The organism is Acidovorax sp. (genome assembly GCF_034519795.1).
Lineage (GTDB): Bacteria > Pseudomonadota > Gammaproteobacteria > Burkholderiales > Burkholderiaceae_C > Acidovorax.
Genome location: NZ_JAXHOB010000020.1, coordinates 195,430 through 208,881 on the forward strand (window position 1 = coordinate 195,430; position 13,452 = coordinate 208,881).

Genomic DNA, 13,452 nt, shown 5'->3' on the forward strand with positions numbered 1-13,452 from the left:
GAGGACCGGTGCTCTCGACGCAGATGCGTCAAAGGCAGCGCCAGAACCCTTGATCCCAAAATGGGACTAAAATCCCGGCATGCACATCGTTGCCCATTCCACACTGGTCGGCTTCTATAGCCAGCCCCAGTACCAAGATGCACGTGGAGCACTGGAGGCCTGGCACGAAGAGGTGAAAGCAGCCTCGTGGACCACCCCGGCCGATGTCAAGGCCCAGTTCGGGAATGCCAGCATCGTGGGCAACAACCGCGTGGTGTTCAACATCAAGGGCAACGACTACCGCCTCATCGTCGCCATCGCCTACCGCATGCAGTGGGTGTACATCAAGTTTGTCGGGACTCACACCCAGTACGACAAAGTGGATGCCACAACAGTTGATCAGTCGAACTAACTCCGAGGAGCACCAGCATGGAAGTCAAAGCCATCCGAGATGAACAGACCTACCGCACCACCCTGGCGCGCGTCTCTGCCCTCGTCGATCTGGACCCGGCACCCGACTCCCCGGAAGGTGAAGAACTGGAAGTTCTGGGAACGCTGGTCGAAGCGTATGAGACCAGGCACTACCCCATCGGCTCCCCCGATCCCATCGAAGCCATCCGATTCAGGATGGAACAGAGCGGCATCACCATCAAGGATCTGGAACCGATCATCGGCAAGAGCAATCGCGTGTACGAAGTGCTCGCCCGCAAACGCCCCCTCACCCTCGCCATGATCCGCCGGCTCAACACCCGGCTCGGAATTCCCGCGTCGGTGCTTATTTCCGACTACACCCTCGCATAGCCACGCCCGATGCGCGGGACCGCTCAGCGTACCGCGCAGACCAGAGGCCCAGGATCATTGTGCGCCACATCCCGGTCGTTCTTCGCCTGGCCGACCTCCATCAAGCGCGGCAGGGCCACGCCGTTCTTCACGGCCAGGATCTCGGCCATCACGCTCACGGCGATCTCGGGCGGTGTCTTGCTGCCGATGTAGATGCCGATGGGCCCTCGCAGGCGCGCCAGGCTGGCTTCGGTCTGCTCGAAGTGCTCGATCATGCGCGCGCGCCGCGCCTCGTTGTTGCGGCGCGATCCGATGCCCCCCACGTAGAAGGCCTCGGTGGACAGGGCCTCCAGCAGGGCCAGGTCGTCGAGCTTGGGGTCGTGCGTGAGGGCCACGACGCAGCTGCGCCGGTCGGGCTTGAACTGCACCACCACATCGTCGGGCATGTCGCTCACCAGCGTAGCGCCAGGCACCTTCCAGCCATGGCGGTACTCCTCGCGCGGGTCGCACACGGTCACGGCGAAGCCGTTGAACAGGGCCATGGTGGCCAGGTACTCGGCCATCTGCCCGGCACCGATGATGAGCATGCGGTACTCGGGGCCGAAGGTGTTGGTCAACTCCTGACCATCCACGGCCAGTTCGGCGGGCTCGGTGGCCATGGCCAGGGTGGCCGTGCCATCGGCCAAGCGGACGGTGCGCTGCACCAGCCGGCCGGCCTCCAGCGCGGCGATCAGCTCGGCCAGGCCCGCGGGGTCGGGGTCGTATTCGAGCAGCAATTCCAGCGTGCCACCGCAGGGCAGGCCAAAGCGGTGCGCCTCGTCGGCCGTGATGCCGTACTTGACGAAGGATGGCGGGCCCTGGGGAATGCGGTGCTCATGCCCCGTGGCACCAGCACGCTCCTGCGCATAGGCACGGGTGTGGCGGTCGATCAGGTCGTCCTCGATGCAGCCGCCCGAGACCGAGCCCACCACCGCGCCGTCGTCGCACAGCGCCATGATCGAACCCACGGGCCGCGGGGATGACCCCCAGGTGCGCACCACCGTGGCCAGCAGCGCACGCCGGCCGGCGGCACGCCAGCCGTGCAGGGAGCGCAGCACCATCACATCGAGGTTTTCCATCGTCATCGTGCGTAGATTGTGCCCAAGGCCCGGCGGTTCCGTGCGCAGAGGGGTACCGCTAGTTCAGCCACCAGGCCAAGGCCACCAACACCACGGCACCGGCCACCCAGACCCAGACGGGAATGCCGCCGCCGGGGCCTTCGGAGCCGCCTGCGGCCTGCAGGCCGGCGCGCTGGCTGGGCACGAAGCCGCTCGGCGGCCCGGCGTCCTCGCCCGGCTGGGTGGGGATTTCGGTGGGCACGGTGTCCGGCCCGCCCTCGACGGCAGGGGCAGCCGGTGGGTGGCGGCGCTGCATCTCGTTGTCGAAGCGCTTGAAGAAGTCCTCGGCCATGCCCTTGGCGGCGCCGTCGATCAGGCGCTGGCCCAACTGGGCGATCTTGCCGCCCACGGTGGCGTGCACGGTGTAGTGCAGCTCGCAGCGCTCCTCGCCACCTTCGGGCGGCAAAGGCGCGAGGCGCACCTGTGCATTGCCCTTGCCGAAGCCGGCCACGCCGCCCGAGCCATCGAAGGCGATGGTGTAGCTTTCGGGCGGCACGATGTCGGACAGCGTGATCTTGCCCGCGAACTTGGCCGACACGGGCCCGATCTTGAGGGCCATGGCCACGCTGTACTGGTTCTCGCCCGTGGGCTCGATCTTTTCGCAGCCGGGGATGCACAGCTTGAGCACCTCGGGGTCGTTGAGCGCTTCCCAGGCCTGGCTCTGGCTCGCGGCAAGGGGGCGGCTGGCTTGCATTTCCATGGGGGTATTCCTCGGTGATTCAGGTCATTGCCGCAGCACGGCCGCCAGGCTGCCGGCCAGGTCCTGCAGGCGGCTCAGGTTGTGCACGGCCAGCATGCCATGGGCCTCGCGGTGCAGCACCGAAGCGCCGCGCGCCGTGGGTGTGTAGCCGCCAAAGCGCAGCAGCGGGTTGAGCCACAGCAGGCGTGCGCAGTGGCGGCGCAGCCAGGCAAGCTCCTGCGCCAGCAGTCCGGGCGCGCCCGTGTCCAGGCCGTCGGTGATCAGCAGCACCAGCGTGCGCCGGCCCACCAGCCGGCGCGCGTGGCGCAGGCGCAGGGTGCGCAGGCTCTCGCCCATGCGCGTCCCGCCGGCAAAATCGTCGATGGCGTGGCTGGCAGTCTCCAGCATGGCGTCGGTGTCCGAGAGGCGAAAGGCCGGGGTCAGGTCCGTGAGGCCGGTGCCGAAGGCGAACACGTCGCGCCGCAAAGCGCCCGCGCGGCGTGGCGCGGTGGCAGCGTGCAAAAAGGCCAGCAGCAGGCGCGCATAGCGCTCCATGGAGCCCGACACGTCCACCAGCACCAAGAGCGGCAGGGGCTGGCGCCGGCGCTGCAAGAGCGGCAGCTGCAGGAACTCACCACCCGTGCGCGCCGCCTGGTGCATGGCGCCGGGCCAGTGCGGGCGGCTGCCGCGCGCGCCGGGCCGGGTGCGGCGCGCGGCAAAGTCGGGCAGCGGCAGCGGGATGTCGCGCGCGAGCTGCGCCACCAGCCGGTACTCGCTGGCCGAGAGCTGGTTGAAATCGGCCTGGCGCAGGCGCTGCACATCGCTGGCGGTCATCGCGGCGTCGAAATCGACCTTGTCCTCCTCGCGCGGCGGGGCGTTGCGCGCGGCGCGCACGGGCGCCAGCGCCTCGCTCACGCGCGGGCGGCGCTTCGCGGGCTCGGCTTTCGACTCGGCGCTGGGCAGCATCTGCGCCAGCAGCTTCTGCGCCACGTTGGGGTTCTTGAAATAGGCGTCGAACAGTTCGCGGAACACCAGGCGGTCCTGCTCGCGGCTGACCAGCACGGTCTCCAGCGCAGCCGCGAAATCCTGGCGCGGCATGCCAACCAGCATCACCGCCTGCTGGGCCAGGGCCATGCGCGCAGCGTCCACCTGCACGCCAGCGCGGCGCAGGGTGCGGCCAAAGCCCGTGAGGTTGTCGGCCAGCTTGCCGGTGCGGGCGTCGCCGAGCTGGGATGCCGTGGCGGCGGAGGGTGCGGCATTCATGTCAGCCCGCTTCTTCCACCGGCTTCAGCAACTCTGCCGCCATGTCCTTCGTGAGCGCCGCCACATCCTCGCGCTGCTTGAACAGAATGCCGGCGGTGTCGGAGACGATCTCGGGGTCCACCACCAAGGTGTCGAGCGCCACCAGCGCCTTGGCCCATTCCACACTCTCTGCGATGCCGGGCGCGCGCTGGAAGGCATTGGCAAACGGCTGGCTGCGCAGCCGGTGCACGAAGTCGGCCACCTGGGCCGCCAGGGCTTCGCTGGCGCCGGGCACCTGGGCGCGCACGATGGCCAGTTCGCGCTCGCGTTCGGGGTAGTCGAGCCAGTGGTACAGGCAGCGGCGCTTGACGGCATCGTGCAGGTCGCGCGTGCGGTTGCTGGTGAGCAGGGTCACCGGGGTGGCCGTGGCGCGCACCGTGCCGATCTCGGGAATGCTGACCTGGTACTCGCCCAGGTATTCAAGCAGAAAGGCCTCGAAGGGCTCGTCGGCCCGGTCCACCTCGTCGATCAGCAGCACGGCGCCGGGTGCGGGGGCCTGCAGCGCCTGCAGCAGGGGGCGGCGGATCAGGTAGCGCTCCTGGTAGACCTCGGCTTCGATGTCTCGCGCACCGCCCGGCTCCAGTTCCGCCGCACGCATGTGCAGCAATTGGGCCGCGTAGTTCCACTCGTACAGCGCCTCGCGCTGCTCCAGGCCGTCGTAGCATTGCAGGCGGATCAGGCTGCGCGCCAGCACTTCGGACAGGGCCTTGGCCAGCGCCGTCTTGCCCACGCCGGGCTCACCTTCGAGCAGCAGCGGGCGCTGCAGTCGCAGCGCCAGGAACACGGCGGTCGCCAGCCGCCGGTCGGCGAAATAGCCCACGCGCTGCAGGGCCTGCACCAGCTCGTCGATGGAGGCCAGTTCTGGTGGCAAGGCGTCAGCCCAGCATCTGGGCCACGGCCCTTTGGGTTTGCACGCTGATCAGGTTGGCACGGTAGATGGCGCTGGCGTGGATGTCGGTGTTCAGGTCGCTGGCGTCCACCTTCACCCCGGCGGCCGAGGCTACCGAGAAGTCCTTGTTCAGCGCGGCCTCCAGTGCCTGCTGGCGGAACACGCTGCTCGCGGCGCCGGTCACGGCCACGCGCACGCCAGCATCGGTCTGCGCCACGAACACGCCCACCAGCGAGAAGCGCGACGCCGCCTGCTTGAACTTGAGGTAGGCCGCGCGCTTCGGGACGGGGAAGCGGATCGCGGTGATCAGCTCACCCTCCTGCAGCGCCGTGGTGTACATGCCCACGAAGAAGTCATCGGCCGCGATCTCGCGCTGGTCGGTGATGACGGTGGCGCCCAGGCCCAGCACGGCGCTGGGGTAGCAAGCGGCGGGGTCGTTGTTGGCCACCGAGCCGCCCAGCGTGCCGCGGGCACGCACCTGGCGGTCGCCGATGTGCGCGGCCAGGTCGGCCAGGGCCGGGATGGCGGCCTTGACGTCCGCGCTGGCGGCCACGTCCATGTGGCGCGCCATCGCGCCGATCACCAGGGCATTGCCTTCGCGGCGGATGCCTGCCAGCTCGGGAATGCCATTGAGGTCGATGATCTGGCCCGGGTTGGCCAGGCGCAGCCGCATGGAGGGCAGCAGGCTCTGGCCGCCCGCGATGGGCTTGCCGCCGGCCGCTGCCAGGCGCGCCGCATCGGCCACGCTGGCCGGGGTTTCATAGGTGAATGCGTACATGGTGTGCTTCTCCTCAGGCCTTGGCGGATTGAATGGCATCCCACACGCGGTGAGGAGAGGCCGGCATGTCGAAATCCTTCACGCCCAGCGGGCGCAAGGCGTCGAGCAAGGCGTTGATCACCGCCGGCGGCGAGCCGATGGCCCCGGCCTCGCCGCAGCCCTTGGTACCGAGCGGGTTGTGCGTGCAGGGGGTGCAGACATGGCCGAGCTTGAACTCGGGGAAATCATCGGCGCGCGGCATGGCGTAGTCCATGAAGCTGCCGGTGAGCAACTGGCCGGTCTCGCGGTCGTACACGCAGTTCTCCATCAGCGCCTGGCCGATGCCCTGCACCAGCCCGCCATGCACCTGGCCCTCGACGATCATGGGGTTGATGATGGTGCCGAAGTCGTCCACCGCCGTGAAGCGATCCACCCGGGTGGAGCCGGTCATGGGGTCCACCTCCACCTCGCAGATGTAGGTGCCGGCCGGGAAGGTGAAGTTGGTGGGGTCGTAGAAGGCCGTCTCGTTCAGGCCCGGTTCGAGCTTGTCGAGCGGGTAGTTGTGCGGCACGTAGGCCGTGAGCGCCACCTGGCCGAAGGGGATCTTCTTGTCCGTGCCGCGCACGGTGAACTCGCCGCCGCTGAAGTCGATGTCGGCATCGCTGGCCTCCATCAAATGGGCGGCGATCTTCTTGGCCTTGGCCTCGATCTTGTCCAGCGCCTTCATGATGGCCGCCCCACCCACGCTGATGGAGCGCGAGCCATAGGTGCCCATGCCAAACGGCACGCGGCCCGTGTCGCCGTGCACGATGTCCACGTTCTCCACCGGGATGCCCAGGCGCGCGGCCACCACCTGCGCAAAGGTGGTCTCGTGCCCCTGGCCATGGCTGTGCGAGCCGGTGAACACCGTCACGCTGCCCGTGGGGTGTACGCGCACCTCGCCGCATTCGAACAGGCCGGCGCGTGCGCCCAGGGCCCCCGCGATGTTCGACGGCGCGATGCCGCAGGCCTCGATGTAGCTGCTGTAGCCCACACCGCGCAGCAGGCCCCTGGCGGCGCTGGCGCTCTTGCGCGCCTCGAAGCCGGCCACGTCGGCCAGCTCCTGCGCCTGGGTCATGCAGGCGTGGTAGTCGCCCACGTCGTACTGCAGCGCCACCGGCGTCTGGTAGGGGAAGGCGGTGATGAAGTTGCGCTTGCGGATCTCGTCCTGCGACAGGCCCAGCTCCCAGGCGCAGCGGGTCACCAGGCGTTCGAGCAGGTAGGTCGCCTCGGGCCGGCCGGCGCCGCGGTAGGCATCGACCGGCGAGGTGTTGGTGAACCAGGCATCGACCTCCACATAGACCTGGGGCGTGGTGTACTGCCCGGCCAGCAGCGTGGCATAGAGGATGGTGGGCACGGCGCTGGCAAAGGTCGACAGGTAGGCGCCCATGTTGGCATCGGTGTGCACGCGCATGGCCAGGAACTTGCCATCCTTGTCCATGGCCATCTCGGCATGGCTCACATGGTCGCGACCATGCGCGTCCGTGAGGAAGGACTCGCTGCGGTCGGCCACCCACTTGATGTTGCGGTTGAGCTTCTTGGCGGCCCATGTCAGGCACACATCCTCGGCGTACAGAAAGATCTTGGAGCCGAAGCCGCCGCCCACGTCGGGCGCGATCACACGCACCTTGTGCTCGGGCAGGCCCATCACGAAGGCGGTCATCAACAGGCGCTCCACGTGCGGGTTCTGGTTGCTGACGTACAACGTGTATTCGTCGTTGGCGCGGCTGTACGAGCCGATGGCCGTGCGCGGCTCCATCGCGTTGGGGATCAGGCGGTTGTTCACCAGGTCGAGCTGCGTCACGTGCGCGGCATTGGCGAACACCGAGTCCACCGCGCCCTTGTCGCCAATCGCCCACTTGTAGCAGTGGTTGTCGGGTGCGGCATCGTGCAGGCCGGCACCGGCCACCTTGCCGGCAGCGGCATCGGCCACGCTGACCACGGCGGGCAGCACGTCGTAGTCCACCTCCACCAGCTCGGCCGCATCGCGCGCCTGCTGCTGCGTGAGCGCCACGACCATGGCCACCTGGTCACCCACGTAGCGCACCTTGCCCTGCGCCAGGATGGGGTGCGGCGGCTCCTTCATGGGCTGGCCATCGGTGCTGGTGATGAGCCAGCCGCAGGGCAGGCCGTTGATGTTGTCGGCCGCCACATCGGTGCCCACGAACACGCCCAGCACGCCAGGCGCGGCCTTGGCCGCGTCAATGTTGATGCTGACGATGCGCGCATGCGCGTGCGGCGAACGCAGGAACACCGCATGGCTCTGCGCCGCCAGCACCACGTCGTCGGTGTACTGGCCGGCGCCGGTCAGAAAACGGTAGTCTTCCTTGCGGCGAAGCGATTCGCCGATGTGCGGAAGCTTGGAAAAGTCGGATGCACCCATGGTCTTGTCTCCTGGTGGAATGAGGGACGTGACTCAGGCGGAGGCCATGGCCTTTTGGCCATGCTGCACCGCGCGCACGATGTTCTGGTAGCCGGTGCAGCGGCAGATGTTGCCCTCCAGCAGCTCGCGGATCTCGCCCTCGTCGGCCTTGGGGTGGTGGGTGCACAGGTCGACCGCACTCATCACCATGCCCGGCGTGCAGAAGCCGCACTGCAGGCCATGGCATTCCTTGAACGCCGCCTGCATGGGGTGCATGGTGCCGTCGGGCGCGGCCAGGCCCTCGATGGTCTGCACCTCGGCGCCCTGGGCCTGCACGGCCAGCATGGCGCAGGATTTGACGGCCCGGCCGTTGACATGCACCGTGCATGCGCCGCACTGGCTGGTGTCGCAGCCCACGTGGGTGCCGGTGAGCAGCAGGTGCTCTCGCAGCGCGTGGACCAGCAGGGTGTTGGGGGGAACGTCAACGCTGGCCGCGCGGCCATTGACGGTGAACTGGACTTGCATCTGGCTGTCTCCTCGGAGGGTGTTGGCTGGATCTGCAAGCCGCATCTTGGGCCGGGCGCGGTGGCGGATTCCTAGGGTCAACCCTAGATCGGTGGCGCCCGGCCGCGGATATTCTCAAAATGAAACATGTTGCAGTGCACCGCCCGCGCATCATGCGCACTGCACACCGAAGCACCCCGCACTGGGTGCACCGGCCCGCCACCCCACGGGAGCCCGCCATGCTGTCCGCAGCTGTCGCCACGCCATCATCGCCAGACGAGCGCCAGGACCTGATTGCCCGCGCCCGCACCGCCCTGCTCAGCCAGGGCCAGGTGCCGGCGGCGCTGGGCATCGAGCCCTGGATCGTGCGCTCCTGGCAGCGCTGCCTGGCGCAAGGGCATGCGCCCGGCCAGCGCGTGGCGTTCGACCTGGTGAGCGCCGCCATGCTGCGCAGCGTGGCAGAGCAGCACCGCGATCTGCTGCAGGCGGCGCGGCCGGTGCTGGCCCATCTCACCCGAGCCATCGCCGGCATGCACTACTTCGCGGTGCTCACCGATGCGCGCGGCGTGGCGGTGGACGTGCAGGGCGCCATCGACCACGGCGACGCACGGGTGCATGCCATCGGGCGCGTGGGCATCGACCTGTCGGAGGCGGCCGTGGGCACCACCGCCATCGGCGCAGCCCTGGCCGAGCTGCAGCCCGTGTGGCTGCACCGGGGCGAGCACTTCTTCAACGACAACACCAGCTACAGCTGCGCCGGCGCCCCGCTGTTCGACCCGCAGGGCCAGTGCATCGGCATGCTCGACCTGACCGGTGTGGACGTGCCCGAGCGGCCCGAGCTGCGCCACCTGGTGGACCGCTCGGCCCGTGCCATCGAGGACGCGCTGCTGCTGCAGCAGCCCCATGCCCTGCTGCTGCGCCTGAACTGGCCCGGCAGCACGCTGGGCGGCGAAGGCGACGGCCTGATGCTGCTGGACGCCGATGGCTATGTGGTGGGCACCAACCGCACGGCGCGCCAGCTGGTGCCGCAGCCGCTGCGCGCGCCGGACACGCGGCCCCACGCGGGGGATCTGCTGGCCCTGCCCTGGCCGCTGCTGTTCGATGCGGCACTGCAACAGCAGCGCAGCGGCCCCGTGCCGATGGACATGCCCTTGTGGTCAGGCCTGCGCCTGCAGGGCTTGGCCCTGCCCGCCCGGCCTGCCGGCCAACGCACCAGCTTCGCACCCTTGCTGGCACCCGCACCTCTACACGCTGCGGCCAGCGCACCGCTGCGCGAGGCCGAAACCGCGCTGATCCGCCAGGCCGTGCAGGACGCCCGCGGCAATGTGGCCGAAGCGGCGCGCGCGCTGGGCATCAGCCGGGCGACCGTCTACCGCAAGCTCGGCACGCCCAAGGGGCACTGAAGAAGGCGCTGCTCAGCCCTGTGCGAGGGCGATCACAACGGCGTTGTCCTCTACCACCAGCAGCACGCGGCTGCCGGCGCGCAAGCCGCTGTCGGGCTGGGCAAAGCCCACCATCTGGATACCGCCTTCCAGCCCAGCGGACACCTCATCGCCCGTTTCGCCGCGCACCACGCGCACGGCCTTGGCTGGCAGCCGGCAGACACCGGGCTCGGCCAACGGCAAGTCGGCCCCGGCGCGCTCCACCTGCACCGCCGTGGCCTTGCACAGCGCCTGCACCACCAGGCCGGGCGCCAGGCCCAGCAGTTCGGCGCTCTCGCGCGTGATGCGCGCGCTGAGAAAGGCATCGCCACTGCCCGCAGTCCGGCCCAGGTGCACGCGCACGATCTGGCCGAGCATTTCCAGCCGCTGCACGGTGCAGGGCCACTGGTTGCGCATGCTGGTGCGCACCGCCAGGCGCGCCGCCGCCGGGCCAGCCCGGCCCTCCCAGCGGGCCAGCACGGCGCTGCGCGCTTCGGCCATGGCATCGGCGGCATCCAGCAACTGGTGGCCGGCATCGGTCAGTTGCGCACCGCCGCCGCCGGCACCGCCCACGGCGCGGTGCACCAGGGGCGTGCCCGCCAGGTTGGTCAGGGTGTCGAGCGCCTGCCAGGCGGCCTTGTAGCTCACACCCACGGCGCGCGCGGCCTGCGAGATGGAGCCGCCCGCGCCGATCTCGCGCAGGATGGCGATGCGCTTGTCCGCCATATCGTGGCCCAGGGCACCGGCAAAGGAAACAGGAGAGGTCAAGGGCATGGGTGAAAGGCCGATGGGAGATCGCAAACGTTTTCCACGCCGCCAATCCCACACGGCAGGGATCGGACGGAGCGCTTCACCATGCGGCGAGGTTCTACAATAGCGCTATTCTACAAATGAATAGCGAATGCGCGCCTTTGCCACCATGTACCTGCCTGTCACCCGTCTGCGCCATGCCTTTGGCGCCATGGCCCTCACCCTGGGCGCAATGCATGCAGCCCATGCCGGTCAGGTCTCGGTGGCCGTGGCCGCCAACTTCACGGCGCCCATGCAGAAGATCGCCGCCGCGTTCGAGGCCGACACGGGCCACAAGGCCGAGTTGTCGTTCGGCGCCACGGGCAAGTTCTACGCGCAAATCACCCACGGCGCGCCGTTCCAGGTCCTGCTTTCGGCCGACGACACCACGCCCGCCAGGCTCGAACGCGAGGGCAAGGTGGTGGCCCATTCGCGCTTCACCTACGCCATCGGCACGCTGGTGCTGTGGAGCGCGAAAGAGGGCTATGTGGACGACAGGGGCGCCGTGCTCAAGACCGGCGACTTCAAGCACCTGGCGATTGCCAACCCCAAGCTCGCGCCCTATGGCCTGGCCGCCACGCAGGTGATGGACAAGCTCGGGCTGACCGCCACGCTGCAGCCGCGCCTCGTGCAGGGCGAGAACATCGCGCAGACCTACCAGTTCGTGGCCACCGGCAATGCGCAGTTGGGCTTCGTGGCGCTGTCGCAGGTGATGGTGGACGGCAGGATCGGCCAGGGCTCGGCCTGGCAGGTGCCGGCCGACCTGCACGAGCCGATCCGCCAGGATGCGGCGCTGCTGGAAGCCGGCAAGGGCAATGCGGCGGCCACGGCGCTGATGCAGTACCTCCAGGGTGACAAGGCCAAGGCAATCATCAAGTCCCACGGCTATAGTTTCTGACGGGCGACTGCTTTCAAATACATACGACCGATTCAACCACCCATGCCCTTCTCCAGCGCCGATCTTGCGGCCATCGGCCTTACGCTGCGGCTGGCGGGCACCACCATGGCATTGCTGCTGGTGCTGTGCACGCCGCTGGCCTGGTGGCTGGCGCACACACCCTCGCGCTGGCGCGGGCCGGTGTCGGCCGTGGTGGCGCTGCCGCTGGTGCTGCCGCCCACGGTGATCGGTTTCTACCTGCTGGTGACCATGGGGCCCAGCGGGCCCGTCGGGCAGTTCACGCAGTGGCTGGGCGTCGGTACCCTGCCCTTCACCTTCTGGGGCCTGGTGGCGGGTTCGCTGATCTATTCGCTGCCGTTCGCCGTGCAGCCGCTGCAGGCGGCGTTCGAGGCCATCGGCACACGGCCGCTTGAAGCGGCGGCCACGCTGGGTGCCGGGCCGCTGGACCGGTTCTTCACCGTGGCGCTGCCGCTGGCACGCCCGGGCTTCATCACCGCAGCCATCCTGAGCTTTGCGCACACCGTGGGCGAGTTCGGCGTGGTGCTCATGCTGGGCGGCAACATTCCGGGCGTGACGCGCGTGGTCTCGGTGCAGATCTACGACCATGTGGAAGCGCTCGAATACACGCAGGCGCACTGGCTGGCGGGCGGCATGGTGCTGTTCTCCTTCGTGGTGCTGCTGGGCCTGAACCTCACGCGCCGCCGCGCGTCCATGGTGTCATGAGCGCCGCCCAGCAGATCAGCGCGCGCCTGCGCGTTTCGCGCCCTGGCTTCACGCTCGACGTGGACCTCACGCTGCCCGGGCGCGGCGTCAGCGCCCTGTTCGGCCCCTCGGGCTGCGGCAAGACCACCTGCCTGCGCGCCATCGCGGGACTGGCACGCGCACAGCCGGGCCGCGTGGTGGTCAATGGCGAGGTCTGGCAGGACGATGCGCAGCGCATCTGGCGGCCCACGCACCAGCGCGCGCTGGGCTATGTGTTCCAGGAGGCCAGCCTGTTCGAGCACCTGAGCGTGCGCGGCAACATCGACTATGGCCGCAAGCGCACGCCCCGGGAGCGGCAGCACAGCGTGGCACTGGACCAGGCGGTGGACCTGCTGGGCATCGCCCACCTGATGGACCGCAAGCCCCATGCCCTCTCGGGCGGCGAGCGCCAGCGCGTGGCCATGGCCCGGGCCCTGGCCACCAGCCCGCGCGCGCTGCTGATGGACGAGCCCCTGGCCGCGCTGGACGGAGAGCGCAAGGCCGAGGTGCTGCCCTACCTGGAGCGCCTGCACCAGGCGCTGGACATCCCCGTGCTCTATGTAAGCCACGCCATCGACGAGGTGGCGCGCCTGGCCGCGCACATGGTGCTGATGCAGGACGGGCGGGTGCTGGCCAGCGGGCGCACCGAAGACATGCTGGTGCGGCTGGACCTGCCGCTGGCGCACGGCGATACGGCTGCCTCGGTGGTCGAGGGCACGGTGCTGCGCCACGACGCGCACGACCACATCACCACCGTGCAGTTCGCCGGCGGCCAGTTGTTGCTGGCCAGCCCCACACAGCGGCCGGGCGGCGCGCCGGTGCGCCTGCGCATCCAGGCGCGCGATGTGAGCCTGACCCTGGCCGAGCAGGTGGACACCAGCATCCTCAACATCCTGCCGGCCACGGTGGTGCAGGTGGATACCGACAGCCCCGGGCAGTGCATGGTGGCGCTCGATGCCGGCCCCACCCGGCTGCTCGCCCGGGTGACGCAACGCTCGGCCCAGGCCCTGGCGCTGGCGCCGGGCCAGCGCCTGTACGCCCAGGTCAAGGGCGTCGCCATCGTGAACTGATCTGCGAGGCCCCCTGTCACCGACAATCCTCCCGGGCCTCGCCACCGCCAGGTCGTATGATGACTGCACAAGATTCGGGGGGAAG

General features: G+C 69.2%; 14 protein-coding genes. 6 read left to right on the top strand and 8 right to left on the bottom strand.

The window, feature by feature from the left end:
* Window positions 1-79: 79 nt before the first annotated feature.
* A complete protein-coding gene (locus U5N23_RS22165) occupies window positions 80-391 on the top strand; it encodes a type II toxin-antitoxin system HigB family toxin (protein ID WP_322594895.1) in 312 nt (103 codons plus the stop codon).
* A gap of 17 nt (window positions 392-408) precedes the next feature.
* On the top strand, window positions 409-780 hold the full coding sequence (locus tag U5N23_RS22170; protein WP_322594896.1) for a transcriptional regulator: 372 nt from the start codon (window positions 409-411) through the stop codon (window positions 778-780).
* A gap of 23 nt (window positions 781-803) precedes the next feature.
* Here U5N23_RS22170 and U5N23_RS22175 read toward each other — a convergent pair whose 3' ends face one another.
* Genes U5N23_RS22175 through U5N23_RS22205 form a run of 7 tightly spaced genes read right to left on the bottom strand, consistent with a single transcriptional unit; the run spans window position 804 to window position 8,469 of the window.
* A complete protein-coding gene (locus U5N23_RS22175) occupies window positions 804-1,877 on the bottom strand; it encodes an XdhC family protein (protein ID WP_322595548.1) in 1,074 nt (357 codons plus the stop codon).
* A 58-nt stretch (window positions 1,878-1,935) separates the two neighbouring features.
* Window positions 1,936-2,616, bottom strand: coding sequence for a carbon monoxide dehydrogenase subunit G (locus tag U5N23_RS22180; protein WP_322594897.1), 681 nt, complete (start codon window positions 2,614-2,616; stop codon window positions 1,936-1,938).
* A gap of 24 nt (window positions 2,617-2,640) precedes the next feature.
* A complete protein-coding gene (locus U5N23_RS22185; protein WP_322594898.1) occupies window positions 2,641-3,858 on the bottom strand; it encodes a vWA domain-containing protein in 1,218 nt (405 codons plus the stop codon).
* Between the two features lies 1 nt (window position 3,859).
* Window positions 3,860-4,768: a MoxR family ATPase gene (locus U5N23_RS22190; RefSeq protein ID WP_322594899.1), complete on the bottom strand. Its 909-nt coding sequence runs from the start codon at window positions 4,766-4,768 to the stop codon at window positions 3,860-3,862.
* A gap of 4 nt (window positions 4,769-4,772) precedes the next feature.
* Entirely contained in the window at window positions 4,773-5,564 is a 792-nt protein-coding gene (locus U5N23_RS22195) for a xanthine dehydrogenase family protein subunit M (protein ID WP_322594900.1), read from the bottom strand.
* Window positions 5,565-5,577: 13 nt separating this feature from the next.
* On the bottom strand, window positions 5,578-7,965 hold the full coding sequence (locus U5N23_RS22200; protein WP_322594901.1) for a xanthine dehydrogenase family protein molybdopterin-binding subunit: 2,388 nt from the start codon (window positions 7,963-7,965) through the stop codon (window positions 5,578-5,580).
* A 33-nt stretch (window positions 7,966-7,998) separates the two neighbouring features.
* Window positions 7,999-8,469 (bottom strand): (2Fe-2S)-binding protein, encoded by a 471-nt coding sequence (locus U5N23_RS22205; protein WP_322594902.1) that lies wholly within the window; start codon window positions 8,467-8,469, stop codon window positions 7,999-8,001.
* Between the two features lie 218 nt (window positions 8,470-8,687).
* Here U5N23_RS22205 and U5N23_RS22210 point away from each other — a divergent pair, with 218 nt between their 5' ends.
* A complete protein-coding gene (locus U5N23_RS22210; RefSeq protein ID WP_322594903.1) occupies window positions 8,688-9,851 on the top strand; it encodes a helix-turn-helix domain-containing protein in 1,164 nt (387 codons plus the stop codon).
* Between the two features lie 12 nt (window positions 9,852-9,863).
* Here U5N23_RS22210 and U5N23_RS22215 read toward each other — a convergent pair whose 3' ends face one another.
* Complete coding sequence (locus tag U5N23_RS22215) at window positions 9,864-10,643, bottom strand: TOBE domain-containing protein (RefSeq protein WP_322594904.1); 780 nt, start codon at window positions 10,641-10,643, stop codon at window positions 9,864-9,866.
* Window positions 10,644-10,830: 187 nt separating this feature from the next.
* On the opposite strand from U5N23_RS22215, the gene modA reads away from it, so the two are divergent.
* From modA to modC, 3 genes are read left to right on the top strand one after another with little or no spacing between them, the layout of a single operon-like run.
* Window positions 10,831-11,556 carry a molybdate ABC transporter substrate-binding protein gene (gene modA, locus U5N23_RS22220; RefSeq protein ID WP_322595549.1) on the top strand — a complete coding sequence of 242 codons (726 nt, stop codon included), beginning with the start codon at window positions 10,831-10,833 and terminating at the stop codon, window positions 11,554-11,556.
* Between the two features lie 42 nt (window positions 11,557-11,598).
* Window positions 11,599-12,279 carry a molybdate ABC transporter permease subunit gene (gene modB / locus U5N23_RS22225; RefSeq protein WP_305745215.1) on the top strand — a complete coding sequence of 227 codons (681 nt, stop codon included), beginning with the start codon at window positions 11,599-11,601 and terminating at the stop codon, window positions 12,277-12,279.
* Complete coding sequence (gene modC / locus U5N23_RS22230) at window positions 12,276-13,367, top strand: molybdenum ABC transporter ATP-binding protein (protein WP_322594905.1); 1,092 nt, start codon at window positions 12,276-12,278, stop codon at window positions 13,365-13,367. The genes modB and modC overlap by 4 nt, the downstream gene beginning before the upstream one ends.
* The last annotated feature ends 85 nt before the right edge of the window (window positions 13,368-13,452 follow it).

Bases quoted from the DNA above. Each gene is read 5' to 3' on its own strand.
- U5N23_RS22170 (WP_322594896.1), top strand. From the start codon at position 409: ATGGAAGTCAAAGCCATCCGAGATGAACAGACCTACCGCACCACCCTG.
- U5N23_RS22205 (WP_322594902.1), bottom strand. From the start codon at position 8,469: ATGCAAGTCCAGTTCACCGTCAATGGCCGCGCGGCCAGCGTTGACGTT.
- U5N23_RS22195 (WP_322594900.1), bottom strand. From the start codon at position 5,564: ATGTACGCATTCACCTATGAAACCCCGGCCAGCGTGGCCGATGCGGCG.
- U5N23_RS22200 (WP_322594901.1), bottom strand. From the start codon at position 7,965: ATGGGTGCATCCGACTTTTCCAAGCTTCCGCACATCGGCGAATCGCTT.
- U5N23_RS22175 (WP_322595548.1), bottom strand. From the start codon at position 1,877: ATGGAAAACCTCGATGTGATGGTGCTGCGCTCCCTGCACGGCTGGCGT.
- U5N23_RS22215 (WP_322594904.1), bottom strand. From the start codon at position 10,643: ATGCCCTTGACCTCTCCTGTTTCCTTTGCCGGTGCCCTGGGCCACGAT.
- U5N23_RS22180 (WP_322594897.1), bottom strand. From the start codon at position 2,616: ATGGAAATGCAAGCCAGCCGCCCCCTTGCCGCGAGCCAGAGCCAGGCC.
- modC (WP_322594905.1), top strand. From the start codon at position 12,276: ATGAGCGCCGCCCAGCAGATCAGCGCGCGCCTGCGCGTTTCGCGCCCT.
- modB (WP_305745215.1), top strand. From the start codon at position 11,599: ATGCCCTTCTCCAGCGCCGATCTTGCGGCCATCGGCCTTACGCTGCGG.
- modA (WP_322595549.1), top strand. From the start codon at position 10,831: ATGGCCCTCACCCTGGGCGCAATGCATGCAGCCCATGCCGGTCAGGTC.
- U5N23_RS22165 (WP_322594895.1), top strand. From the start codon at position 80: ATGCACATCGTTGCCCATTCCACACTGGTCGGCTTCTATAGCCAGCCC.
- U5N23_RS22185 (WP_322594898.1), bottom strand. From the start codon at position 3,858: ATGAATGCCGCACCCTCCGCCGCCACGGCATCCCAGCTCGGCGACGCC.
- U5N23_RS22210 (WP_322594903.1), top strand. From the start codon at position 8,688: ATGCTGTCCGCAGCTGTCGCCACGCCATCATCGCCAGACGAGCGCCAG.